Origin of the sequence: Planococcus sp. 1R117A, from assembly GCF_051417975.1 — a bacterium.
GTDB classification, from domain to species: domain Bacteria; phylum Bacillota; class Bacilli; order Bacillales_A; family Planococcaceae; genus Planococcus; species Planococcus shenhongbingii.
On record NZ_JBPRLO010000005.1, the window covers coordinates 147,570 to 172,341 of the forward strand.

The window sequence follows — 24,772 nt, forward strand, 5'->3', positions numbered from 1 at the left end:
AAGTCGAAGTCTTCCTCGAATATCAGCCAACAGACAAATAATTTTTTAGAAATTATCCCAACTTCGGAAATAAACAGTTAAAATTAAATTTTTTTCTAGATTATTTTGAATTTTAATGTAATATAAAGTCATACTTTAAATGTAAGGGGTTGCATGAGATGCAAACGGAGCAGCAAGAGATCAAAACAAAGCAACGAGAGATTGAAACACCGTTTTTATTGGCGATTATTCCATTGATTACTATGATTGCCGTAATGGCTATCACGATTATCATATTCGAAGGCAGTCCGCATGTCCCTTTGGCTGTGGGAACAGTGGTTGCTGCATTTATCGCTTGGCGTCTGGGCTATAAATGGGAAGACATCGAAGAAGGAGCCTATAAAGGAATCCGTCTCGCTCTTCCGGCAATTTTAATCATCATAGTTGTTGGAATGATCATTGCCTCTTGGATTGGTGGAGGCATTATTGCAACCATGATCTATTACGGATTACAAATCATTACCCCTTCTTTGTTCTTAATGACCATCTGCGTCATTTGCGGAATTGTTTCACTGGCAATCGGCAGTTCCTGGTCGACAATGGGGACCATCGGTGTAGCAGGCATGGGGATTGGCATAAGTATGGGCATCCCAGCGGCAATGGTGGCTGGAGCGGTTATCTCAGGAGCGTACTTTGGCGATAAGATGTCGCCGCTGTCTGATACTACTAATTTGGCGGCTGGCATAACAGGAACAAATTTATTTGACCATATTAAGCATATGACCTATACGACGATACCGGGCCTGGTCCTTGCTTTGATCGTCTATTTTTTCCTTGGCCGTCAATTCGGCGGAGCTGAAGTGGATAAAGAAAATATCCAAAACATCTTGGCGGCACTCAACAGCAGTTTCATCATTTCACCTTGGCTATTGCTTGTGCCTTTGGCGATTGTGGTTATGGTAATGCTGAAAGTGCCGGCATTGCCTGCATTAATAGCGGGAGTATTTCTCGGCTTTATGTGCCAAATTCTTGTGCAGGGCGGAAATGTTGGAGATGCGGTCAACACGCTCCATGACGGTTTTGTGATTGCTTCAGGAAACGACATGGTTGATGAATTATTTAACCGCGGCGGTATTGAAGCGATGATGTTCACCGTTTCCTTGACTATTTTTGCTATGGTCTTTGGCGGTGTTTTAGAACAGACAGGCATGCTGAAAGCCATAGTTAAACAAATTTTGAAAGTGGCGAAATCAGCCGGCAGTTTAATCGCTGCAACCATCGTTTCGGCTTTCTTCACAAATGCTACGGCTTCAGAACAATACATTTCGATCCTTTTGCCGGGCAGGATGTATGCGAGAGCTTATCAGGAAAAAGGGCTGCATTCGAAAAACTTATCCCGTGCGCTTGAAGACGGCGGAACTTTGACTTCGCCATTTATTCCCTGGAATACATGCGGAGTCTTTATCCTGGCGACTTTGGCAGTCCATCCATTTGCGTATGCTCCTTATGCGGTGGTCAATTATGCAGTGCCAATCATTGGAATCATCATGGCGCTCGTCGGCTACAAAGTTCAGTTTTTGACAGAAGATGAAATGACGCAATTGAAAGCCAAGCAAGAAAGAATGAATCGTGAAAACGAATTGACAGAAGGCGTTTAAAAGATAATTAAAAGCGGGCATCCCTTTAACTTTCAAAGGGATGCCCGCTTTTTTAGGGACTGATGCCATTCATCACTTAGACGAGTTGAACTTGTCCAAAGATTGGACATTGGACCGTTACTTGGCAAGAAAGAATTTTCCTGATGCAAAGAAGTAACGGAAGCTGCATTCCAGCCATATGCGACTTTAAGAGGAAATAGCAGGTGGAAAGCATTTTTTCATTAAGATACGGGTAGAGTCAGGGAAAGGAGGTTTTCTGATGTTAACTGCAGAATTGATGAATAAATTAGAAGAAAAAGAACAGCGGATTATTGATATACGCCGGCATCTCCACGAGCATCCGGAACTTTCATTCGAAGAGGAGAAGACATCCGCTTATATTGAAGATTTCTATAAAGAGCTGCCGGTGGATGCAGTCGATACGAATGTAGGAGGACACCGGGGGATTGTTGTAACAATCAAAGGTGCCAAGCCCGGAAAGACCATAGCAATACGTGCCGATTTTGATGCTTTGCCGATCCAGGAAGAAACCGAGCTGCCGTTCGCTTCCAAAAACGAAGGGGTCATGCACGCTTGCGGCCATGATGGACACACCGCTTATATGCTGGTTTTAGCTGAGACCTTGGCAGAAATGAAAGAGCAATTGGCGGGGACGGTTAAAATCATTCACCAGCCGGCTGAGGAAATGCCGCCGGGCGGAGCGATTGGCATGGTCAAAGCGGGCGTTCTCGATGGCGTGGATGCCGTCTTCGGAATTCACGTCATGTCGACAATGGAAACCGGCCAGATCTTTTACAGAAGCGGCAATACCCAAACCGGGAGAGCCCGCTTCAAGCTGCTTGTCCAAGGGAAAGGCGGCCATGGCTCTTCTCCGCATATGGCGAATGACGCCATTGTTGCAGCAAGTTCGTTTGTGATGAATTGCCAAACCATCATCAGCCGCCGGGTCAATCCTTTCGATACCGCAGTGGTTACCATCGGTTCTTTTGACGGCAAAGGGCAATTCAATGTCATTAAAGATGCCGTAGCTCTTGAAGGAGATGTGCGGACGATGTCAGAGGAATCCCGTGAACTGGTGGAAGCGGAAGTGCGTAATTTTGCTAAAGGGTTGGAAGAGTCTTTTGGTGTTGAAACAGTTCTTGAATATGAGAATGACTATCCTGTCCTTTATAACGATCCGGAAATGACGGAACGCGTCCGCCAAGCGCTGATCCAAGCGGCGATTCCAGAAGTCGATGCCGTCAAGGAAGTCGCGCCGCAGCCGCCGTCCGAGGATTTCGCTTATTACCTGCAAGAAAAGCCTGGCTGCTTTTTTTATGTGGGCGCCAAACCCGAAGGCAAAGACTGGTATCCGCATCATCATCCGAAATTCGAAATTGATGAAAAGAGCCTGCTGATTAGTGCGAAAGCTATGGCAGCAGTGGTTGCTTTTTTCTGCGGGACAAGTGAATCTTGAAGATGTTTTAAATGGGATTAGTATTTGCTGCAATGGGTAAACTTAAACTAATTATTTTTAAACAGGAGGGAAGGACAATGGCCAGAAAAGGAACAGCAGGACGAATGTCCAAAAAACAATTAGGCTCTACTGAATCCGGAATCGACCAGGCGATCAATAAAACAAAACAAGCGTTTGACAAGGACAATGAAGCGACTGAATATGAAGGCGTCGAGGATGAAATGGAAGCTGCAAAAGAGTATTCAAAGAAGGCATCGGACAATCCGCCGGCAAGGGAGACCGATGGCAAATAGTGAAGAAAAAAGCCCCTTCAAGGGCTTTTTTTTATGGAATAAAACCTTTTAAATCGTATTTCTCTCACTACTGGTCGTATTTTCCGTGTAGTGAGTCGTGTTTTCTCCGCTACTGGTCGTATTTCAGGCGTAGTGAATCGTATTTTCAAAAAGCTGATAAAAATTAAAACCGTTTGCGGCTGTAGAGATGAATATCTCTATGGCTTTTCTGTGCGGTTTTACCCTTTTCGGACAATAGAATATTGTTTCAGCTTCCGGACCACAGACGGCTGGCTGATGCCGAGAAAATCGGCCATTTCATATGTCGTTTTACAGCGTTCCAGGGCTCTAAGGAGCAGGGTTTTTTCAGTTTTTTCAATGGCGGTTTTCCAATCTGCATCGTCAAAAATGCCATGTTCGATTTCTGGAGTCGCATGAGTTTCAACAGGAAGGCTGATATTTTTAAAATTGATGGGCAAATGTTCAGGGTGGATCGTTTCTTCGTCAGCTGTCAGTATGACGCGTTCTAAGACATTTTCCAGTTCACGCACATTTCCCGGCCAATTGTATTGGGTCAGAATATCGTAGGTCACAGCATGAAGCTTTTTGGACATGCTGTATTTTTCGTTGATTGTTTGTACATAATGCTGGACTAAAATAGGAATGTCTTCTCTTCGCTCCTTTAATGGAGGAATCTGAAGCGGGATGATATTGATGCGATAAAATAAGTCCAAGCGAAATGCCTCTTTTTCGACCATTTCTTCAATATTTTTATTCGTCGCTGTAATTAACCGAAAATCCACCTGTCTTTCTTTTTTTCCTCCGATCCGCATGACCTTTTTTTCTTGCAGCACACGCAGCAGCTTCGCTTGTACCGCTAAAGGCAATTCACCAATTTCATCTAAAAAGAGAGTGCCTTGTGCGGCCTGCTCGATCAACCCTTGTTTGCCTTGCTTGCTGGCTCCAGTAAAAGAGCCGGATTCATAACCGAACATTTCCGATTCAAATAAGGTTTCGGGGATTGTGCTGCAATCCACTTCTATGAAAGGTTCGTTTTTTCGGTTGCTTTGGGCATGCAGCATGCGGGCGAATGTGCTTTTTCCTACGCCTGAAGGCCCGAGCAAAAGGACAGAGGCATCTGTTTTAGAAACCCTGTAAATTGTTCGTACAATTTGTTCGATGGAAGAACTTCGATACAAGATGCCGTGATAATCCGACTCTTTTCCTCTCAGTTCCTCCACTTCATTCTGATAGCTGACCAATTTCTTTTCCAGATCTTTATATTGTTCCTGTAAATTGAATATTTCGGTTTGGTCTTGGCTGTAGCTGATGGCCCGGATAATCTCGCCGCTATTGCTGAATACAGGAAATCCAGTAGCCATGACCGTTCGCCCAGTATTGGTCTTCTGCAGAATCTGAACCGGTTTCTTGCTTTCAAGGACCATTGCGTGAATGGAAGGGGATAAAATTCCTTCTTCTTGCAATTGATAAACGGATTTCCCGATATACTGATCCGGTTCAATTCCGTAGATGGACCAGTGATTGGGATTTGAACGCAAAATGATGCCGTCTTGATCCGTAATGGTGATGTTATTATTCGACGTTTCGATAATCTTGTCCAATTCTGTTTGCAATAAATCAATCTGCATGCAATCGCTCCTCTAAAAATCATTCAACATTGATTCAAAAATAAATCAATTTCAATGAATAATTCAAATATGAATCAAATATAACATTTTAATTCAAATATGAATCAATAAATTGAAAATATTCTATCCATCTCTGCAAAAAAGAGTTGGCACGGAACTTGCTATATAAATAATAAGTACAAAAATTATTGATATCAAAGGGAGATGTTATTAATGAATACAGAAAATACAATCCAGGAATTAATGGAATTAGATAAAAAACACTTTTTACACCCTACTTCGCCAATCGGGCAGCAGCAAGAAAAAGGTCCTTCTTTCATCTTTACAGAAGGGCAAGGCATTTACTTAACTGACATGAGCGGAAAGAAATTGATCGATGGCATGTCGTCACTTTGGAATGTCAATATTGGCCATGGCCGCGAAGAAATCAGTGAAGTCGCTGCTGCGCAAATGAAGAAGCTGGCGTTCAGCTCTTGCTTTGCTACATTCAGCAATGAACCGGCAATCCGTTTAGCGGCAAAACTTGCAGAAATTGCACCTGGAAACTTATCAGCGACGTTTTTCACTTCAGGCGGATCTGAAGCGAACGATACGGCCTATAAACTCGCGCGCCATTACTGGATACTGAAGGGACAGCCGAATCGCCAGAAAATCATTTCGCGCACAAAGTCCTATCACGGTGTTTCGATGGGAGCAACAAGTGCGACGGGATTAAAACCGTTCCGGGATTTCAACACGTCAATCGCACCTGACTTCCATTATGCTGAAAACTTCTCAACTGACTCGTTGCTGGAAGTCATTGAACGTGAAGGTGCACAGACCATTGCCGCTTTTATCGCTGAACCGGTACAAGGTGCTGGTGGTGTCCACATTGTTCCTGAAGGATACTTCAAAGAAGTTCGCAGAATCTGCGATGAGCATGGCATTTTGTTCATTACTGATGAAGTGATTACTGGATTTGGGCGTACAGGAACTTACTTTGGCATCGAACATTACGATGTGGTTCCGGACATGATGTGCTTTGCAAAAGGCGTGACAAGCGGTTATGCGCAATTAGGCGGCGTGATGATATCCGAGACTCTTCACAAAGAATTTGCTGAGCTTTCGACTGGGACACTTTTACACGGCTACACATATAGCGGCCATGCAATGGCTTGTGCAGTCGCTTTGAAAAATATCGAAATCATTGAACAGGAAAATTTAATCGCCAATTCCAAGCAAATGGGTGAAGCCATGCTTGCAGGATTCAAAGAGCTTCAACAACGCCATGACATTATTGGAGAAGTGAGAGCTCTTGGTTTGATAGGGGCAATCGAAGTAGTCAAAGACAAACAGACAAACGAAAGATTTGAATCACCATTAGTGCCGCAGCTCGTTGCCGAGGCCGCTAATAGAGGCCTGATTTTCCGTTCGGTCGTATTTGATGGGCAAGATACACTTGTGTTCGCTCCACCGTTAGTCATCAGCCAAACAGAAGTGGACGCGATGGTTAACATCCTTGACGAAGTATTTACAGTTGTTGGCAAGAATCTCGTGAAAGTATAAGGAGGCGGAATATATGGCACAGACAGAAACGATTGCAGCGAAAAAACAATTATTTATCAATGGGGAATGGGTTGGGACGGAAACGTATAAACCTCTTTATTCACCTTATAGCAATGAAGAAATTGCTCAAGTTCCTTCTGCGACTGCAGAAGACGTGGACAAGGCAATCGATGCAGCATTTAAGGCAACGGACATCATGGCTGAAATGGCTGCGCATGAACGCGCCGCAATTTTAGAGAACGTAGCGAGAATCTTTGAGGAACGTGCAGATGAAGCGGCCGCCATTATTGCCAGTGAAGCAGCCAAGCCAATCAAAACAGCGCAGGCAGAAGTGAGCCGGACGATTGCCACTTATAAATTTGCAGCCGAAGAAGCAAAACGCATTCACGGCGAGACCATTCCGATGGATGCAGCTCCAGGAGGGGAAAACCGCATCGCTTATACGGTCCGTGAACCTCTGGGAGTGATTGGTGCGATCACACCTTTCAACTTCCCAATGAACTTGGTAGCCCATAAAGTGGGTCCAGCAATCGCTTCTGGAAACACAGTCGTGCTGAAACCGGCGGGCCAAACTCCTCTGTCGTCCCTGTTTTTAGCGGAGGTGTTCCAGGAAGCCGGCTTGCCAGCAGGTGCATTGAATGTCGTAACAGGCAGTGGGGCAGTTATTGGCGAAGTGCTCGTCAAAGATGACCGAGTGAAGAAAATTTCATTTACCGGAAGTCCGGCAGTCGGCATCGGCATTCGCAACAAAGCCGGATTGAAGCGGGTAACGCTGGAACTGGGTTCCAATGCGGCCGTCATCATTGACCGTGGAATCGACCTTGATAAAATTATTGCCCGGTGTGTGGCAGGAGCTTTTGCGTTTCAGGGCCAAGTTTGTATTTCGCTGCAGCGCGCCTATGTCCATGAGGACTTGTATGAAGAATTCGTCGAAAAAATGGTCGCAGCCACCAATAAGCTGAAACTCGGTGATCCGCAAGATCCATCAACAGATGTCTCTGCGTTGATTAGCCCGAAAGATGTGGAACGTGCTCTTGCATGGATTGAAGAAGCGAAACAAGGCGGAGCGAACATAGCGGCAGGCGGCGCGGCAGAAGGAAACATGCTGCATCCAACTATTTTAACCGGTGTTGATGCCGAACTGAAAGTTTCCTGCCAGGAAGTGTTTGCACCGATCATTGTCATTAACAAAGTCGGATCCGTTCAAGAAGCGATTGACCAAGTCAATAATTCACGCTACGGCCTGCAGGCAGGGATTTACACTGAAAACATCCATACGGCGCTAATGGCGACGAAAAAACTGCATGTCGGCGGCGTTATGGTAAATGACATTCCGACATTCCGTGTCGATCACATGCCTTACGGCGGTGTGAAAGAAAGCGGAGTTGGGCGTGAAGGCGTGAAATACGCTATTGAAGAAATGACCGAACTTAAGCTTGTCGTGTTTAATCAAAATTATTAATGAGGAGTGAAATAGATGATTATTGGAGTGCCAAAAGAAATTAAAAACAACGAAAACCGGGTAGGAATGACGCCAGCAGGCGTAACGGCTTTTAAAAAGAACGGCCATGAAGTCTGGATTCAAACGAATGCAGGCTCAGGAAGTGGTTTCACAGATGTAGAATATCAAAACGCAGGAGCAAAAATTGTTGGAACAGCAGAAGAGGCATGGTCAGCTGAAATGGTCATCAAAGTGAAAGAACCGGTAGCAGAGGAATATCACAACTTCCGTGAAGGCCAGATCCTTTATACGTACCTGCACTTAGCTCCAGAACCGGAACTGACTAAAGCGTTGATCGACAAGAAAGTGACGGCTATTGCGTATGAGACGATCCAACTTGATAGTGGAGCACTTCCGCTTCTAACACCGATGAGCGAAGTGGCCGGGCGGATGTCTGTTCAAATCGGCGCACAATTCCTTGAGAATCCAAAAGGAGGCAGAGGCGTTCTTTTAGGCGGAGTTCCAAGCGTAGCGCCAGGCAATGTAGTCATCATCGGCGGCGGCATCGTTGGAACCAATGCTGCGAAAATGGCTGTCGGCTTAGGAGCGAATGTGACAATTCTTGATGTCAATATTGACCGGCTCCGCCAGCTGGATGACCAGTTCGGCGGAAGGCTGAAGACTTTGGCTTCCAACCCTTTTAATATTGCGAATGCCGTAAAAGAAGCTGATTTGCTTGTCGGCGCAGTATTAATCCCAGGTTCTCGGGCGCCAATGCTCGTATCGGAAGAAATGGTGAAAACCATGCAGCCAGGAGCCGTTATTGTGGATGTTGCAATTGATCAAGGCGGTTCGATTGAGACGGTTGACCATATTACGACACATAGCGATCCGACTTACATCAAACATGGCGTTGTCCATTATTCCGTAGCGAATATGCCAGGAGCAGTAGCCCGCACATCTACAATGGCGTTGACGAATGTCACTATTCCGTACGGCGTGCAGATTGCCAATAAAGGCTATAAACAAGCTGCATTAGCGAACAAAGCACTCGCCAAAGGCATCAACGTTGTCGATGGGAAAGTCACTTATAAAGCAGTAGCTGAAGCGCATGGCTATCAATATGTAGCAATTGAAGAAAACCTGAACGAAGCGGTAGCTGCACTTTAAGAGTATATGAACTTCTGTAAAGCAGTCTTTCATAGCTGAAGCGCAATCACCGCTAGAACTTAATGCAGGCAAATAAAAACAGATAATCCCTTTGCGGATTATCTGTTTTTGGTTTGGTGAGAAAGCTACAGATTAATCATCTTACTTAACCGATATTCCGCCAACCAGCTGCGAAGACAGTGGCCGAGGTCTGTGAGGCCATGTCTTTGCGACGAAGCGCGTAGCGCTGCAGGAGCATATGTTTTAGCTGCGGGCTTGCGCCGAACTAACTCGGTCGGGCCGAGTTAGTTCGACACTTCGACACTTCGACACTTCGTCGCTACGCTATCCCGCAGGCGTCTCCGCTGGTTGGCTCCATATCTAGAGAACCGGAACAAATAGGAGAAGGTTTTCTTGAACAGTCACTCTTTTCGAGCGCCTCTAAAAGTGGTAAAAGGAAGTTGAATGCAGCGGAAGGCGGCGACTCCTGAGGGAATAGTGTGAGCCCTGAGACCCCGCAGGGAGCGTCAGCGAGCGAGGAGGCTTAGGGCCACACCCCTCGGAAAGCGTCCGCCCTGAAGCGAAATGAAATAAAAAAGCAATCAAAACATCTTCATAATCAATGTTTCTTCATCATCTTTACTGTTATAACAGAATGGATTAAAAACATATTTTTAATAAAGTGCAGTAAAAGTTGCCGATGTGTATTATCATACTATTAACAATGTTTTAAAAGGTGGTAATGTTCATGCAGCTAGAAGTTAATATCAAACAGAGTTTAGCATTAAAAATGACGCAGGAAATGCAACAATCGCTGCAGGTTCTCCAAATGTCGGCAGTGGAACTGCAAGCAAGTCTAGCAGAGAAAGTGTCGGAAAATCCTTTATTGAATATTGAATACCAAGACCATCAAGTTGACTTTAAAAAAATTGAGAAGATGGCTCTTTTGAAGAATCATTCGGGTTCAGCCACTTCGGTTAAACATATAAGCGAGGATTATTTACATACTAAGAGACCGGTAAGCCAGGATGTTGAGGATATAGAAAAGTACTTGGTGGAACAAATCCCGTCTAATGCCGATTTGAGCGATATCGAAAAAAGAGTCCTTCTTTTCTATATTAATAACTTAGATGAGTCGGGATATTTGGATGTTGACTTGGAGACTGCGGCTGACAAGTTTGGTGTGACAATCGAGTCAGCGGAAAAAGTTTTGCGGATTCTTCATACCTTTGAACCGGCTGGCATTGGCGCACGAAGCCTGAAAGAGTGCCTATTGATCCAAATGGCAGAAACCCACTCAGAAACTTGTTTGCCTTATCGAATTGTTGCCCACCATCTGGATGATTTGGCGCAAGGTGCCTTGAAAAAAATTGCGGTTTTGTGCAAAATGCCTAAAGCGGAGGTACAAGCTGCTGTTGATTTCATCAGATCCCTTAAACCAAAGCCGCTGCAGGAAGTGGCTTCAAGCGCGGTCGAGTATGTCATTCCGGATATCATAGTGGATGAAGTGGGAGGCGAATGGGTTGTAAGCGTTAATAGAAAACATATACCTACAATATCGATTAATGAATATTACGCGCACATGATGAAAGAATGCGATGCTGAGACAAAAAAGTATTTAAAAACGAATTTAAAAGATGCCAGCATCTTGATCCAAGGTTTGGAACAAAGAGATCAAACGCTTTATAGGCTGGCGAGGCTGCTTGTCGAAGTACAGACAAGTTTTTTCGAAAAAGGGCTAGCGGCTTTAAAACCCATGCGTTTGAAAGATGTTGCGGAGCTGCTGGAAGTCCATGAGTCTACAATCAGCCGAGCGGTCAACAGCAAATACATCCAAACGCCTTTTGGGGTATTCAAGCTGCAAGCGCTTTTCGCCAAAGGCTTCCTGAATACAGAGGGCCAAACAGAGTCCACTTCCCATATTAAAGCAAGAATTAAAGAAATTATTGAGTCGGAAGATAGCAGGAAACCATATTCCGACCAAAAATTGGCCGCTATATTGAAAGAGGAGAATGTCCATATTTCCCGAAGAACAGTGGCGAAATACAGAGAAGAACTGTTGATCAGCAATTCAGCGAAGAGGGTCCGGTACAGTTAAAGCCACTGGCTATAGAAGAATATAAACTAAAAGAAGGTGAAAGTATTGATGTGATATTCATTCATCAATCTTTCACCTTCTTTTTCTATCCAATTATTCGGTTAGTCAAAGCTTATAGGGTGATATTCAATTGCTTGCTGAGCCGCTGCAATTCGCTGTTGACGTATTCTTCACTGTAATCGAATCCGATAATGGCAATGATCTGGCCAAATTCATCGTAAAGTGGAGCGGCGCTGCTCTTCCATACCCCGTATTCATCTTCATATAAAGGCGTGACTCCGCTTTTTCCTTTAAAGGCCTCATAAATTACTTTCATCATTTCAGGCGGTCCGATATATTCTTCGCCGGGTTCAATGACAAAATCATTAGATGCTGCCACATGAAGCACTTTTCCATCCGGCTGCATCTGGAATACATATACCCATTTGATTCCGCCTTCTTGCTGATGGATTGCCGTGAATTTCTGGGAAAGAGGTGCTTGGAGTGCTGCGTTCGCTGTATCTTTCATCGCATTTCGCACTTCTTCGGGAGAAATGGTCACGGCTGTGACAACGGTGATGGAACGCAAATGTTTGTTTAACTGCTCTTCCAAAATTCTCCGCTTACTGAGCTGGCCAACTCCGTTATTTTGCATTTCCCTGATTTTTTTGTATTTCCGGCTCATGGTGGGCTGGCTGATGCCTAGGATATTCGAAGCCAATTTGACCGACTTGTATTGATCCATCGCCATTGTAATCAGCTCTTCTTCCACCATTTCCACAGCTTCTTGAAGCGGCATCAATTGGCTGATCATGGGGCTGGTGACCCGGGATGGAAATTTCGGCGGAATAATTTGTTCAATCAATGAGCTTGTAATAAGAGATTCATTGGATAGAACAATCAGACGGTCCACCATGTTTTCAAGCTCTCGAATATTTCCGGGCCATGGCTGCAAACATAAATAATCAAGTGCATCTGGAGAAAAACTGATTTGTTTTTGATAACGCGTATTGAATTTCTGGATGAAGTGCTGAACCAGGGAAGGGATTTCTTCCACTCGGTCACGCAAAGGTGGAATCATTACCGGTACTACATTTAATCGGTAATATAAATCTTCCCGGAATTCTCCTTTTGCTACTGCTTCTTCAAGTGGTCTGTTGGTTGCCGCAATGACCTGTATATCTACTGGGTACGATTGACTGCTGCCGATAGGGGTAATGACCCGTTCTTCAAGTGCCCGTAAAATTTTCACTTGCAGTGACAACGATAATTCACCGACTTCATCCAAAAACAGAATTCCAGTATGCGCTTGGCGGAATTTCCCTTCGACACCGCCCCTTTTAGCTCCCGTAAAAGCCCCGTCTACAAACCCGAACAATTCACTTTCCAATAAGTTCTCAGGAATCGCTCCGCAGTTTATGGAAACAAATGGTTTGTCGGCGCGATTGCCTATTCGGTGGATCGTTTTTGCCGCCATTTCTTTTCCGACCCCCGATTCCCCGAGCAAGAGGACGGTTACTCCGACTGCAGCAACTTTCTGCAGTTTAGAAGCGACTTCCTGCATTGCTTGGCTGTTTACGATAAAGGACGAAGATTTGAAATCGATCGATTCAGTTTTTTCTTTCTCTATATAGGTAGGGACCAGATGTGTATAAGCAAAGTAGAAATGATTTTGATCCTTAAAGACCGTGGTCAGGACATCGAGCCCCATCCAGGTGGTTTGCCGGAAAACCTGTTTTTCTAAACCTGTTTCTATTTGGGAATAAACCCCTTCCGTGAATAATTTGATTTCCAGTTCATTTATTGTTTTATATGCAGAAATATTATCCGGAAAGGCAGCGCCTTCCCCGTCTGCTGAGCAAATATGGCCGTCCTTGGTGGCCACAATCAAGTAATCATAAATTTGAAGTAAGACAGATTTCCATTCCATTTGCAATGCTCCTATTCGAAATTTCAGAATTGAATTTATATTTCATTAATGAATGAAGTTACGGAAAACCATTCTTGTGAAGTAAGAATTAAAGCGCTTTCATAGTTGGCACGCTTATTGCTATATAAATTAATATACATTTAAATATTTTATAAAATGGGAGGTTAATTATGAAAGAGAAGAGCAAATACGAGCAAAATCTTCAATCTGATGACCCATTTATCCGAGGCATGTACGAAGACTTGGAACAAAGAATCCAAGTTTATGAAAACAGTGAAAACGACAAGACAGAACATACCCAGTGGAAAGATGCCACGGGAGTCATAGCCATTATGAGCCTGATTACCATCCTCTTAGTTGCTACAGTCATATAGAGTCTAGAATACCATGCAAAAAACGTTTTACCAATACTAGAAAATGACAGTTAAGAAGGAGGGGTTTTATGCCAAAACAAACATCAGCTGTAACAAATGACGTTGCTTTCGGATTTTTGCCCACAGACAAAAAAGGGCGCATTTTCAATTTCGGGGATTTACTGCTCGTCCAGGTTGTCATTGGTTTATCAGCTTTCGGCCTCTTGACCGGCGCTTATACAGGAACCATGTTGGGGTCATCTGAATCCTTGGCAGCCACGCTCTTTGGAAATGCCTTTCCAATGTTTTTAATCGCACCCATTATTCTATTCTTCGCCAGGTATGGAATTGATACATTTGTCGGCTTCCGCAGTTCTCTGGGCTATAAAGGCGCATACGGATTTTTCTTCATCTTTTTAGTTCTAACTCTCGGTTATATTGCAATTGCTTTGTTTATGGCAGGGGAGGCTTTGGTTGAAGTGGCTGTCTGGCTGGGTATGCCGTCTTTCTTTGCCAGTCCCGGGACCGGTACACCGTTTTTTGCCATATTCCTGTTTGCAGTGACATTTATGATTACGGTGCGCGGCCCTGCAGCCATCCGAAGATTCAATCTTTTTGCAGTCCCGGCTTTCATTATTTTCCTGGTAGGACTGATCGCGATTATCCTTTTTGGCCAACATATTCCGGCCTTGAACTCGCTGCTTCCTACTGAACCATTTGAAACCAATTCACGTTCACTTGCCATCGCACTTGAAATCAATATCGGTTTAGGATTTTCGTGGCTCCCTTATTTAGGCCAATACAGCAGGCTTGCTAAAAATGAAAAGCATGCTTTTAAAGCTGGTTTCTATAGTTTTGGCGTCATCGTTTCTTTGGCATCAATTGTTGCGGCTTTTTCAACATTGATCGCAGGTTCACTGGCACCGGCAAGCTGGATGATGCCAATCGCAGGTCCATACGCCGGATTTATCGGTTTGGTGATGCTGACAGTAGCCAACGTAGGTGCAGCGATTTTCCTTATGTATTCGCAAGCTGTCAGCTTCAAAGCTTTGTTCCCGAAAAAGACATGGCTATTTTCAATGGCAACTACGATTCCTGCGGTATTCCTATTATTAAGCGCTACTTTCTATAACGCTTTCGGGTCTTTCATAGCTGTCATTTCATTTATCATGGCAAGCCTTGGCGGAATTATTATCGCTGACTACTTCTTTGTTAAAAAGCAAAAAATTTCCTTAAGGCATCTTTACGATACAGAAGGAGCCTATACGTATTGGAAAGGGGTAAACCCATCCGCACTTGTCGCGATTGCAGTCAGTGTCCTGGTTTACTGGGGATTATACAATCCGCTTACATTCAACTCGAGCAATCTATTTTTATACATGTCAGCAGGGATTCCAACCTATTTTGCGGCATTGATTTCGTATTACGTGTCCGCTAAATATATTTTCAAATATGAAGTTGATCAAGTTAATAGTCCTGTCATTGTAAAACCTAAAGAAACAGCAAATACCTTAATCTCGAAAGGGGAAATTTAATATGTTCACACAAAGCATGGATTTTAAAACTACTGATTTATCGACGTTTCCGTTTCCTTTTACTTCAGGAAACTACCGCTATTCCAACGACTTGAAAAAGCTGCAAAATATAAACTGTGTGGAAATTACTCCGGAGTATGAATTGATGATCCAAGCCAAAAGACGTTTGTTGCAGGAACAGCCAGACGTCCGTTTTCAATCTTTCCCGCACACACATGAAATGCAGTGGGAAGTGCTTGAAATGCTGGTCGATATGGCAGTCAGCCGTTACCCGCAGCATTTTGAAGTGACGAAAGACGGCCCCAACTGGACGTTCAAAAACAACATCTTGGGAGAAGAAGAGTCTTTCGTTTTTGGAGACTCCAGCACGTTGGAGCTAGAGCCTTTGGATTATATTGGACGCCATTTCCATAACGATTTTGTTTTGATGGTGCAGCGCGATGATAATTATTATTTGGAAGTTGGACAAGTGTCTTACGCCGCTTTGTTTTCAGCACATTGGAATAAAGGGATGTCTTTCAATGAGATTCATGGCCCTGTTCCATTTGTATCACGCAAAGGTGATCAGCTGGCCGATCGGGTCCGCCAGTTCTTGCACTCGATTGAAGCGGGGGAACCTTGGACACGCATCAACTGGAACTTAATGGCTAACCGTTGGGATGTCAACTACGAAACAATGGATGTTTGGGCACCTGAGAGAAATTTGATCACGGCTGAAAATGCCGGTGAACTGGTCCGCCTTCGCGTAGAAGAGCAGAAATTTTACCGTATGCCAAGAAGCAATGCGATTTTATTTGTTTTGAATACGCAGTTCCTTCCAATGGAAGACATGAAATTGCGCCAGGAATGGTTTGATTTAACTTATAGCGTCTTGCAGGATATTCCAGAACCAATGGCAGAGTATAAAGGGATTGCTCCTTATTTGCCGCAAACGGTTGAATATTTGCGCAGAGAAGATGAAAAAATGAAAGCAAATCAAGAAAGCCGAGCATAAAGGAGAGGATTTTTATGTACAGCCGTCCGGTATTATTTGATCAATCCCCTACATTAGCCGATAAATTTTCACTGTTGCAAGGACGAACAAAAATTGCGGTGTTGTTTGATGAAAGCGGAAAATGGCAAGCAGAAGACTTGTTGGAAAAAGTGGGGAATATTCCTGCAACTGCGCTTCTGATTTCAGAAAGCACGTCCAGCCAGACAATCAGTGAATTCATTGTTTCTCAAAAAATGGGAACCCAATTATGCATTATCGCCGAATGGGATAGGGCTTATCGGATTTTTTCTGCTGCTGTTGACGAAGGTGCATCAGAAGAGGAAATCCAAACACTCATTATCGGTCAAAAAAAGCGCTTTATTTACTGCATGAAGTGTTTCAGCACTTCTGAAATTCCGGTCAATGAGTCAGCTGTGCAATGCCAGTGCAGCGCTCATTTAGAAGTCGGGCCATTCTTTTCAAAGTTTAGAAAAGGTTATATTGGCTATCCTTTTATACCTGTCGAACAGCGACAAACAGTGGGGAGTTGATAGAGATGAGAGTCGCAGGGAATATTCAAGTGGAAGTCGTTCAAATCACACGGGAGACGGAGTTTGTAAAACGGTTCCGATTTGCTCCTACAGATAATTTGCTGTTGCCGGCATTTGCGGGAGGAGCTCATATAAAAACGTTTCTGCAGAAAGAAGGCGAAGTTTTAGAGAGAGCTTATTCTCTCGTAAGCCCGCCTACAGAACGGAATTTCTACGAAATAGCAATCCGGCAAGATGATTACTCAACAGGCGGATCCCTTTATTGGCATACGGAAGTTGAAGTTGGTACAGTACTCGAAATCAGTTTCCCTAGAAACCATTTTGCTTTAAGCTACCAGGCGAAGCACCATGTTTTTTATGCAGCAGGCATAGGCATCACCCCGTTTTTGACAATGGCGAAAGATTTGGAGGAGTGGCAGACTTTCGAACTCCATTACACTGCTCGTACGGCAGAACAATGTGCATTTTATGAGCAATTAAAAGAACAGTATGGGGACCGGTGCCATTTCCACTTTTCACGCAGCGATAACCCGCAAAAGATGTCGCCGGCTTCCATGCTGGATCACCGAATCGGCACGCATGTCTATTTCTGCGGACCGGTAAGCATGGTAAAAGAATACCGGGATGCAGCGGCGTCCTATGGATACCCAGCAAAAGCCATTCATTTCGAGTTATTCTCCAGCGGGCAGGATAACGGACCGAAAAATGCATTTATCGCTGAACTGATTGACAGCGAAACAACGCTGCATGTAGGCGAGAATGAGACATTATTGGATGCATTGCTAAAAGCAGGAATTGACGCGCCGTACGCTTGTAAAATAGGCGGCTGCGGCAGCTGTGAATTAGAAGTCGCTGAAGGTGAAGTTCTTCACCGTGATATCTTCTTGACGGATGATGACCGTCAAAAACGAAACTCTATTATAGCTTGCTGTTCACGCGCCAAATCTGGAAAAATTGCGATTAAAATTTAATCTAGAAAAAATAAGGGGGAAAATAAAATGACAGTATTGACAAGTGTATTGGAACTGAAAAATTACATTAACGGGGAATGGCGATTGGCTGAATCCGGCGAAATTTCTAAGGTCATCAATCCGGCAAACCAGGAAGTGATCGCCCATGCGCCGCGTTCAAGCAAAGAAGAGACGGAAGAAGCGATTCGTGCAGCCCGCGCATCATTTGAAAGCGGAATTTGGTCGGGCAAAACGACGCATGAACGTGCAGCCATTCTTAATGCGATTGCAGACAAAATCGATGAGCGAGCAGAAGAATTGACGGTTCTGGAAACGATGGATAACGGCAAACGCAAAGAAGAAGCAGGGTATGACATTGCTGATGCAGCAACTTGCTTCCGTTATTATGCGGGTTTGATCCTACATCCTGAAGGCGAAACGTATCAGGTGCCTGACAATGTACAGGCAATGGTAGTGAAAGAGCCAGTAGGCGTAGCAGGATTGATTGTTCCTTGGAATTTTCCGCTTCTCATGAGCGTCTGGAAAATCGCGCCTGCACTAGCAGCAGGAAACTCTATCGTGTACAAACCTGCTGAAGTAACACCGGTTACAGCAATGAAGCTGTTTGAAATCATGGAAGAAGTCGGCATTCCTAAAGGTGTTGCCAATATGGTATTAGGCCGTGGTTCAGTTATCGGCCAAACCATTGCAGAAAGCATGGACGTGGATGTTGTTTCTTTCACTGGAAGCACAGAAGTAGGACGCGGAATCATGCGGGCAGCAGCTGGCAACCTGAAGAAGATTTCACTCGAACTGGGCGGCAAGTCGCCGAATATCGTTTTTGCAGATGCTGATTTTGAAACAGCTGTAGATTATGGTTTATTCGGCATTTTCTTTGGCGCAGGGCAAGTGTGTTCGTCGGGAAGCCGCATTTTAGTTGAAGAAAGCATTTACGATGAATACGTTAAGCGCTATGTTGAACGCGCAAACAAAATTGTAGTTGGCCCTGGTTTGAAAGAAGGCGTTGATGTAGGCGCGATTGTAAGCGAAGCCCAAATGAACAGCATTTTAAATTACATCGAAATCGGCAAAGCAGAAGGCGCAACATTAGCAGCTGGCGGCTATCGCTTAACTGAAGACGGGCTTGATAAAGGATTTTTCATCAAACCTACTGTCTTCACAGATGTCACTAACGACATGCGCATAGTTCGCGAAGAGATCTTTGGCCCTGTTGTGACCATCCAGAAATTCCGCACAGAAGAAGAAGCGATTCAGCTGGCGAATGATACCGACTACGGTCTTGCAGGCGGCGTATTCTCCAATGATGGAGCCAAAGCGCTGCGGGTCATTAAGAAAATCCGCGCTGGCATTACGTGGATCAACGATTACCATCCGACTTATGTGGAAGGCCCATGGGGCGGATATAAACAAAGCGGGATTGGCAGAAGCCTCGGGAAATACGGCATGGAAGATTTCCAAGAGGTAAAGCAAATTAACACGAGACTGAATGTTGAACCGAATGGCTGGTTCCCGAGCTGACACGAATAGAAAATGACCGAATCTTTACTGTTAGTGAGATCGTCGTGTTGAAGAAAGGCCAGTAAGTGTACAGCAAATGCATATTTTAAAAGCCACAGCTAAAAAGCGCAACTTCCCTAGTTAGAGATGACTAACAACGGAGAGCGGTTTTTCAGCTGCGGCTTTTTTTTGCGTTGTATCATTTGTAGCATCTAGTATTAACTGGAAGAAGCAAATGGTACTAATTATTTCGAATGCGCAGAAAACTATGATAAATGTGATGGCGATATGCTACTATAAAAGGTACATATAACTATGAAAGTGTGAGGATAAAAAAATATAAAAAAATTGTAGGTAATTTGGATTTCGAAAAAGAATCCGATAGATTGCATGAGTGAGGCATTCCTGACAGTCAAAACTACAATATAAAGGCAAAGAGGAGAGAAGCCGATGACTGGCATAAGAAGGTTGTTCCTGGCAAATGACCAAAGAGTATTTAAAGTTGCCCAATCCCAGGATGAGGGAAACGAAGGAATAGAAGAGTTAGCCAATCAGCGAGTCTTGGAAGTTATCCTTTATTATGAAACAAGAAATAAAAAACCATATGATTTACTTGTTGTGGAGTTTGATCGGCTTGTATTAAGTTCAGAAGGAAAAGAGGCAGGTACCTGTAAAGAGGAAAGAATAAAGCGGCATCATTTCTTTGGAATCGGCTTCAAAACTGCAGAAGATCTAGCTGCTAGAAAAAGCCCGTTGTCTTTGCCGTCAGCCCCCATCGTTCCGACGCTTAAAGAAAAAGAAGCCTTATACAAATACATAGAGGAGAACCTTCCCTCCTTATCGCTGGAAGCGCCTTTGGTTTTAGAAATGAATCTTAAACGTCTTCAATCGATTTATCAAAACCAAGTTAAATTAATTAAAGAGGCAATGAAAATAAGAAATGGCAAGAGATGATGAGCGACAAAAAATTCATTGCAAAAAAGCTTTAAGGCGTCTAAGAAGAACGACTTATAAATGAAAGGTTGATAAGGCGGTGCCAGCAGCTTTTATAGTTGCTGGCACCGCCTTTTTCTTCTATATAAATATAGAAAGGATAGGGTTGTCCTGGCAGGGGCGACAAAGTTGACTTTCAATGTTATTGAATGCGCTTCCATTTATCCTCTATGATTTAAGTAAGATTAAAAAAGCGAAGGCTTTTTTCATAGAAAGGATGAATGAGATGAATCAATCAGCAATGAAAGTTTCCATACAAAAGTTCGGCAACTTCCTGAGTTCGATGGTACTGCCAAACATCGGCGCATTTATCGCTTGGGGATTAATCACGGCATTGTTCATTCCAACGGGCTTTTTCCCGAATGAAGAACTCGGCAAAATGGTCGGTCCGATGGTTACCTATATGCTGCCGCTGTTGATCGGGTATACAGGCGGCCGGCTGATCTATGACCAGCGAGGCGGCGTAGTCGGTACAATTGCAACGATGGGGGTCATTATCGGGGCTCCGGATACACCAATGTTCTTAGGGGCCATGATTATGGGGCCGCTCGGAGCATTTGTCATTAAGAAATTTGACCAGTTGATCGAAGGCAAGATTCGGACCGGATTTGAAATGCTGGTCAACAACTTTTCTGCCGGTATTTTGGGAGGCGGACTTGCTATCCTGGCGTTCCTCGGAGTTGGCCCGGCTGTAAAAGCATTTACAGAAGTTCTGGTTTCAGGCGTTGACTGGTTATTGGCAGCAGGCTTGTTGCCATTAACGAGTATTTTAATCGAACCGGCAAAAATTCTGTTCTTGAACAATGCCATCAACCATGGCGTCTTGTCGCCAATCGGATTGGAGCAAGTTCAGCAAGCCGGAAAATCAGTTCTGTTCTTGTTGGAATCAAATCCAGGACCAGGTCTTGGTGTGTTGCTTGCTTTCATGCTGTTTGGAAAAGGAATGGCGAAACAATCAGCTCCAGGAGCAGCCATCATCCATTTCTTCGGCGGGATTCATGAAATTTACTTCCCGTACGTGCTGATGAAGCCGATGTTGCTGGTATCAGTCATTTTAGGCGGCATGAGCGGCGTCTTTACACTTGTGTTGATGGGCGGGGGTTTGGTGGCTCCTGCATCACCAGGAAGCATTCTGGCGATTGCTGCAGTAACACCGCCTGAAGGAATGGCTTACTTGGCTAACTTTGCCGCGGTATTTGTGGCAACAGCCGTTTCGTTCCTAATTTCCGCAGTCATTCTGAAATCGAGCAAACAAACAGATGAAGATATTAACGAAGCGACAAAGAAAATGGAACAAATGAAAGGCAAGAAAAGCTCAATTGCTGGAGAGCTAGGAGCGACTGCAGCAACGGCTAAAGGGGTATTCCCGGAAAACGTGGAAAAAATTATTTTTGCCTGTGATGCCGGAATGGGATCGAGTGCGATGGGCGCTTCTCTTCTGCGCAAGAAAGTAAAAGAAGCGGGCCTGGATGTTAAAGTAACGAATACGGCAATCAGCACCATTCCATCCGATTCTCCAATCGTCATCACGCAGGAAGAACTGACTCCGCGGGCGCAAAGCAAAGTGCCGAACGCCTATCATATTTCAGTTGATAACTTCCTATCCAGTCCGGAATACGACACATTGATCGACCGGCTGAAAAATGGTGTGACAGGCGAGCAAGTGGAGCTGGTTGAAGAAAGCGAAGCTGCAGCAACAGAAGCACCACATGAAACTCAAGAAGAACAGCTGCTGCTTGAAGAAAACATCTTTATCGGCCAAAGCTTCAGCAATAAAGAAGAAGCGATCCGCTTTGCCGGACAAGCACTTGTGAATGCTGGCTATGTGGAAGAATCCTATGTAGATGAAATGATGAAGCGTGAAGAAATCACGACAACTTATATGGGCAACAATGTTGCGATTCCCCACGGCACCGAAGAAGCCAAAAAATCGGTCATCAAATCAGGCTTTACTGTTGTTCAGGTTCCAAATGGAGTAGACTTTAATGGAGAAAGTGCAAAATTGATCTTTGGCATCGCCGGCAAAGACGGCACCCACTTGGAAATCCTTTCAGGTATTGCAGTCATTTGTGCTGAACAGGACAACGTTGATCAGCTGGCAGAAGCAAAATCCGCTAAAGAACTATTAGAGATCATCAACAGCAACTAAATATTTCAAAGAGAAAGGCAGGATTTCCTGCCTTTTTGCCTATATATGTTGGATAAAGGATTTTCATCTGCCGATATTCCGCCAAACAGCTGCGCTTTCCTGCGGGCGAGCGCCAAGCCTCCTCAGTCGCTTCGCTCCTTGCGGGGTCTCGGCTGTCTCGCTATCCCGCGGGAGTCTCCGCTGTTTGGCTCCATATCTAAGAGAACTATCATCAAAAAGCTATATCAATAATCCTCTTTATTCTAAAAAGTGTATTAAGCGCAGGCGCGTCCAAGGGCTAGGCGAAGCAAGAAGACAGGTGGTCTTCCTGGCTTCTTGCGGGAGCCAATGAGGTGACCAAAGTTTTTGGGCACCTCATTTGCGACGAGCTTGCGCAGGAGCACAAGTCTTTGCCTTACCCAAAGCGGCCGAAGCGGTGTGGTAAAAAATGATTCTATAGTTCAACATATCTATTTTGCATTTCTCGCTCTTGAAGGAATCTTAAAAGTGAAATGAGTGAAATAGATGTTTATTACCTTTAGGGAAAAATCCATTATCGAGTTGATTGTCAGAACCTCTGGAAAGCATACGGTACACTCCCTATCTACATATCTGAATGTCAGTGCCAGAACGATCCAGCGGGATTTGAAGTCAGTAGAGAAGCTGTTGAAGCAATTTGATTTAGAAGTAAAGCGCACAGCAAATGAAGGACTCTTCATTGAAGGGAATGATGATCAAGTCTACCGGCTGATCCAGCGATTGATCAGTGTCAGCCCGACGGACGAAACGCCGGAAGAGCGGAAGTTAAGTTTGCTGATCACTTTGCTGCATGAAGGCCCTTCTTTCAAAAAGCAGGTCCTAGCCAAACAAGTGGGGATCAGCACTGCAACGCTGACGTCGTACTTGGATGATTTGACCGAATGGCTTCATAAATTTTCGGTCACCTTGTCGAGGAGAAGAGGCGTCGGGATAGAAGTGGACGGCCGGGAAGCCAATAAACGGCATGCACTGGCCAGTTACTTCCTTGTTTATTTTTACGAAGAACTCATTGAAAGTTTGTATTTCCTGCAACAAGGGAAAAACCCGGAAGAGAAAATTCTTGGCTATTTTTCACCGCAGTATCTGGCAGTGATCGATGGATTAGTGAACCAAAAAATCAATAAAGAACAAACAAGATTGGCGGACAGCGATTACATTGGACTGGTCGTCCACACATGCCTGACGCTGCAGCGGACGGAACAGCAATTCCTGCTGGAACCAGGTGAAGGGGTTTCAAGTGAATCGGCTGGAGAGCATCAATTGATGGAAGCGATTTGCGAAGAGTTAAGCGAACAGCTTGCCATAGCGCTGACTGCCGAAGACGTGCATTTTTTGACGGTCATTTTAAAAGGGTCAAAAGTACAGGCGGCTGACTTGGTCTATTACGACAGTGTGCTGCTTGGCAAGCTGATCAAAAACCTCATTCACGATGTGTCAGCCCAGTTGCATATCGATTTGACCGATGACTTTTCACTGTATCAAGGCTTGCTCGCGCATATGGGACCATCCATTTTCCGCTTAAAGCAAAACCTGGAACCTTTTAATCCATTGACCGACGAAATCAAAAGAAAATATCCGGTCTTATTTATGGCAGTGAAGCAGAGCCTGGAAAATGAATTCAAGAACATTGAATTTCCGGCAGATGAAGTCGCTTTTATTGTCCTGCATTTCGGTTCGGCTTTGCTGATGAACGAAGAAAGAGTGCAAATCAATGCAGTAGTTGTCTGCCCGACAGGCATCGGAACTTCCAAGATGCTGGCGAGCCGCATTCAAAAAGAGCTGGCGGAAATCAGTTCGGTGGAAATTTTATCGATCAACGATTTTCAATCCGCGCATTTTCAGGATTATGATTTGGTGATCTCCACGATTCGGCTTCCGATTACAGAGGTAGATTATATCATGGTGAGTCCATTGCTCAGTGACAAAGACATTGGATCCATCGAAAGTTACCTGCAGCATAATGTAGAGAAAATCACCAGGAAAAAGCAATACTTGAATTTTGGGAACTCAGACGAAGTCCGATTCGAGAACAATCGGCCGAATATGCAGAACCTCCTGCAGGAAATAAAAGACGTGCAGTCCAGCATGGATGCGATCCTTACCAATTTCAAGGTGTTTAGAAAACAGCAGGTCACGGATCACTGGCAGGTTTTAGAGGAAGTGCTTGAGCAGGCAGAACGGGACGGGCTTGTCGCCAGTGCCGATGCCGCTATGCGTCAATTAGAAGAACGGGAAGTAAAAGGCGGGCTCGGGATTCCGAATACCGATATGGCTCTTTTCCATTGCCGCGATGAATCTATTCGGGAGCTCTTGTTTCAAATAGTGCATTTGGATACCCCGTCCGTGGTTAAAGGGATGGATGGCGGAAGGGTGCAGATGAGAAATCTGCTGTTGATGCTGGCACCGCTCGACATGGGTGCCAGAGAACAGGAAATATTGAGCCTCATCAGTTCAAGCTTGATCGAAAGCGATGCAGCCATGATGATTTTTTCATCTTCCAATGAGAGCATGATCCGAAACAAACTGGAAGATTTATTTTTTGATTACCTACAAAATAATTTGATAAAGGAATGATC

At 44.5% G+C, this 24,772-nt stretch carries 18 protein-coding genes; 16 read left to right on the plus strand and 2 right to left on the minus strand.

The window, feature by feature from the left end:
* The first annotated feature begins 158 nt into the window (after positions 1-158).
* The 3 genes from nhaC to ACSFXN_RS15410 all read left to right on the plus strand — a co-directional run bounded on the left by nhaC (position 159) and on the right by ACSFXN_RS15410 (position 3,386).
* On the plus strand, positions 159-1,637 hold the full coding sequence (gene nhaC, locus ACSFXN_RS15400; protein WP_437150955.1) for a Na+/H+ antiporter NhaC: 1,479 nt from the start codon (positions 159-161) through the stop codon (positions 1,635-1,637).
* Between the two features lie 259 nt (positions 1,638-1,896).
* Positions 1,897-3,093, plus strand: coding sequence for a M20 family metallopeptidase (locus tag ACSFXN_RS15405; protein WP_437150956.1), 1,197 nt, complete (start codon positions 1,897-1,899; stop codon positions 3,091-3,093).
* 77 nt (positions 3,094-3,170) lie between these two features.
* Positions 3,171-3,386, plus strand: a complete 216-nt coding sequence (locus ACSFXN_RS15410) for a hypothetical protein (protein ID WP_437150957.1) — start codon at positions 3,171-3,173, stop codon at positions 3,384-3,386.
* 218 nt (positions 3,387-3,604) lie between these two features.
* Here the strand turns inward: ACSFXN_RS15410 and ACSFXN_RS15415 are convergent, their stop codons facing one another.
* Positions 3,605-5,014 (minus strand): sigma-54 interaction domain-containing protein, encoded by a 1,410-nt coding sequence (locus ACSFXN_RS15415; RefSeq protein WP_437150958.1) that lies wholly within the window; start codon positions 5,012-5,014, stop codon positions 3,605-3,607.
* A gap of 204 nt (positions 5,015-5,218) precedes the next feature.
* Between ACSFXN_RS15415 and ACSFXN_RS15420 the strand changes: the two genes are divergently transcribed.
* The 4 genes from ACSFXN_RS15420 (at position 5,219) to rpoN (ending at position 11,247) form a co-directional block, all read left to right on the plus strand.
* The gene (locus ACSFXN_RS15420) at positions 5,219-6,559 is read left to right on the plus strand and encodes an aminotransferase family protein (RefSeq protein WP_437150959.1); all 1,341 of its coding nucleotides are present in this window, start codon (positions 5,219-5,221) and stop codon (positions 6,557-6,559) included.
* 13 nt (positions 6,560-6,572) lie between these two features.
* The gene (locus ACSFXN_RS15425; RefSeq protein WP_437150960.1) at positions 6,573-8,021 is read left to right on the plus strand and encodes an aldehyde dehydrogenase family protein; all 1,449 of its coding nucleotides are present in this window, start codon (positions 6,573-6,575) and stop codon (positions 8,019-8,021) included.
* Between the two features lie 15 nt (positions 8,022-8,036).
* Positions 8,037-9,170 carry an alanine dehydrogenase gene (ald, locus tag ACSFXN_RS15430; protein ID WP_437150961.1) on the plus strand — a complete coding sequence of 378 codons (1,134 nt, stop codon included), beginning with the start codon at positions 8,037-8,039 and terminating at the stop codon, positions 9,168-9,170.
* A gap of 727 nt (positions 9,171-9,897) precedes the next feature.
* Positions 9,898-11,247 (plus strand): RNA polymerase factor sigma-54, encoded by a 1,350-nt coding sequence (gene rpoN, locus ACSFXN_RS15435; protein ID WP_437150962.1) that lies wholly within the window; start codon positions 9,898-9,900, stop codon positions 11,245-11,247.
* Between the two features lie 112 nt (positions 11,248-11,359).
* On the opposite strand, the gene ACSFXN_RS15440 is transcribed toward rpoN, so the two are convergent.
* Positions 11,360-13,156: a sigma 54-interacting transcriptional regulator gene (locus ACSFXN_RS15440; protein WP_437150963.1), complete on the minus strand. Its 1,797-nt coding sequence runs from the start codon at positions 13,154-13,156 to the stop codon at positions 11,360-11,362.
* Between the two features lie 170 nt (positions 13,157-13,326).
* On the opposite strand from ACSFXN_RS15440, the gene ACSFXN_RS15445 reads away from it, so the two are divergent.
* The 9 genes from ACSFXN_RS15445 (at position 13,327) to ACSFXN_RS15485 (ending at position 24,770) form a co-directional block, all read left to right on the plus strand.
* Positions 13,327-13,530, plus strand: a complete 204-nt coding sequence (locus ACSFXN_RS15445) for a hypothetical protein (RefSeq protein ID WP_300991638.1) — start codon at positions 13,327-13,329, stop codon at positions 13,528-13,530.
* Positions 13,531-13,598: 68 nt separating this feature from the next.
* Positions 13,599-15,044: a purine-cytosine permease family protein gene (locus ACSFXN_RS15450; protein ID WP_437150964.1), complete on the plus strand. Its 1,446-nt coding sequence runs from the start codon at positions 13,599-13,601 to the stop codon at positions 15,042-15,044.
* Position 15,045: 1 nt separating this feature from the next.
* Positions 15,046-16,038 (plus strand): heme-dependent oxidative N-demethylase family protein, encoded by a 993-nt coding sequence (locus ACSFXN_RS15455; RefSeq protein WP_437150965.1) that lies wholly within the window; start codon positions 15,046-15,048, stop codon positions 16,036-16,038.
* A 14-nt stretch (positions 16,039-16,052) separates the two neighbouring features.
* Positions 16,053-16,568 carry a hypothetical protein gene (locus ACSFXN_RS15460; protein WP_437150966.1) on the plus strand — a complete coding sequence of 172 codons (516 nt, stop codon included), beginning with the start codon at positions 16,053-16,055 and terminating at the stop codon, positions 16,566-16,568.
* A 5-nt stretch (positions 16,569-16,573) separates the two neighbouring features.
* Entirely contained in the window at positions 16,574-17,539 is a 966-nt protein-coding gene (locus ACSFXN_RS15465; RefSeq protein ID WP_437150967.1) for a PDR/VanB family oxidoreductase, read from the plus strand.
* A gap of 27 nt (positions 17,540-17,566) precedes the next feature.
* Positions 17,567-19,057: an aldehyde dehydrogenase family protein gene (locus ACSFXN_RS15470; protein WP_437150968.1), complete on the plus strand. Its 1,491-nt coding sequence runs from the start codon at positions 17,567-17,569 to the stop codon at positions 19,055-19,057.
* Between the two features lie 429 nt (positions 19,058-19,486).
* Positions 19,487-19,990 carry a hypothetical protein gene (locus ACSFXN_RS15475; protein ID WP_437150969.1) on the plus strand — a complete coding sequence of 168 codons (504 nt, stop codon included), beginning with the start codon at positions 19,487-19,489 and terminating at the stop codon, positions 19,988-19,990.
* Between the two features lie 265 nt (positions 19,991-20,255).
* Positions 20,256-22,178 carry a PTS mannitol transporter subunit IICBA gene (locus ACSFXN_RS15480; protein ID WP_437150970.1) on the plus strand — a complete coding sequence of 641 codons (1,923 nt, stop codon included), beginning with the start codon at positions 20,256-20,258 and terminating at the stop codon, positions 22,176-22,178.
* Between the two features lie 504 nt (positions 22,179-22,682).
* The gene (locus tag ACSFXN_RS15485; RefSeq protein ID WP_437150971.1) at positions 22,683-24,770 is read left to right on the plus strand and encodes a BglG family transcription antiterminator; all 2,088 of its coding nucleotides are present in this window, start codon (positions 22,683-22,685) and stop codon (positions 24,768-24,770) included.
* Positions 24,771-24,772 lie beyond the last annotated feature (2 nt).

Coding starts and splice junctions, on each gene's coding strand:
- nhaC (WP_437150955.1), top strand. CDS start 159: ATGCAAACGGAGCAGCAAGAGATCAAAACAAAGCAACGAGAGATTGAA.
- ACSFXN_RS15405 (WP_437150956.1), top strand. CDS start 1,897: ATGTTAACTGCAGAATTGATGAATAAATTAGAAGAAAAAGAACAGCGG.
- ACSFXN_RS15410 (WP_437150957.1), top strand. CDS start 3,171: ATGGCCAGAAAAGGAACAGCAGGACGAATGTCCAAAAAACAATTAGGC.
- ACSFXN_RS15415 (WP_437150958.1), bottom strand. CDS start 5,014: ATGCAGATTGATTTATTGCAAACAGAATTGGACAAGATTATCGAAACG.
- ACSFXN_RS15420 (WP_437150959.1), top strand. CDS start 5,219: ATGTTATTAATGAATACAGAAAATACAATCCAGGAATTAATGGAATTA.
- ACSFXN_RS15425 (WP_437150960.1), top strand. CDS start 6,573: ATGGCACAGACAGAAACGATTGCAGCGAAAAAACAATTATTTATCAAT.
- ald (WP_437150961.1), top strand. CDS start 8,037: ATGATTATTGGAGTGCCAAAAGAAATTAAAAACAACGAAAACCGGGTA.
- rpoN (WP_437150962.1), top strand. CDS start 9,898: ATGCAGCTAGAAGTTAATATCAAACAGAGTTTAGCATTAAAAATGACG.
- ACSFXN_RS15440 (WP_437150963.1), bottom strand. CDS start 13,156: ATGGAATGGAAATCTGTCTTACTTCAAATTTATGATTACTTGATTGTG.
- ACSFXN_RS15445 (WP_300991638.1), top strand. CDS start 13,327: ATGAAAGAGAAGAGCAAATACGAGCAAAATCTTCAATCTGATGACCCA.
- ACSFXN_RS15450 (WP_437150964.1), top strand. CDS start 13,599: ATGCCAAAACAAACATCAGCTGTAACAAATGACGTTGCTTTCGGATTT.
- ACSFXN_RS15455 (WP_437150965.1), top strand. CDS start 15,046: ATGTTCACACAAAGCATGGATTTTAAAACTACTGATTTATCGACGTTT.
- ACSFXN_RS15460 (WP_437150966.1), top strand. CDS start 16,053: ATGTACAGCCGTCCGGTATTATTTGATCAATCCCCTACATTAGCCGAT.
- ACSFXN_RS15465 (WP_437150967.1), top strand. CDS start 16,574: ATGAGAGTCGCAGGGAATATTCAAGTGGAAGTCGTTCAAATCACACGG.
- ACSFXN_RS15470 (WP_437150968.1), top strand. CDS start 17,567: ATGACAGTATTGACAAGTGTATTGGAACTGAAAAATTACATTAACGGG.
- ACSFXN_RS15475 (WP_437150969.1), top strand. CDS start 19,487: ATGACTGGCATAAGAAGGTTGTTCCTGGCAAATGACCAAAGAGTATTT.
- ACSFXN_RS15480 (WP_437150970.1), top strand. CDS start 20,256: ATGAATCAATCAGCAATGAAAGTTTCCATACAAAAGTTCGGCAACTTC.
- ACSFXN_RS15485 (WP_437150971.1), top strand. CDS start 22,683: ATGTTTATTACCTTTAGGGAAAAATCCATTATCGAGTTGATTGTCAGA.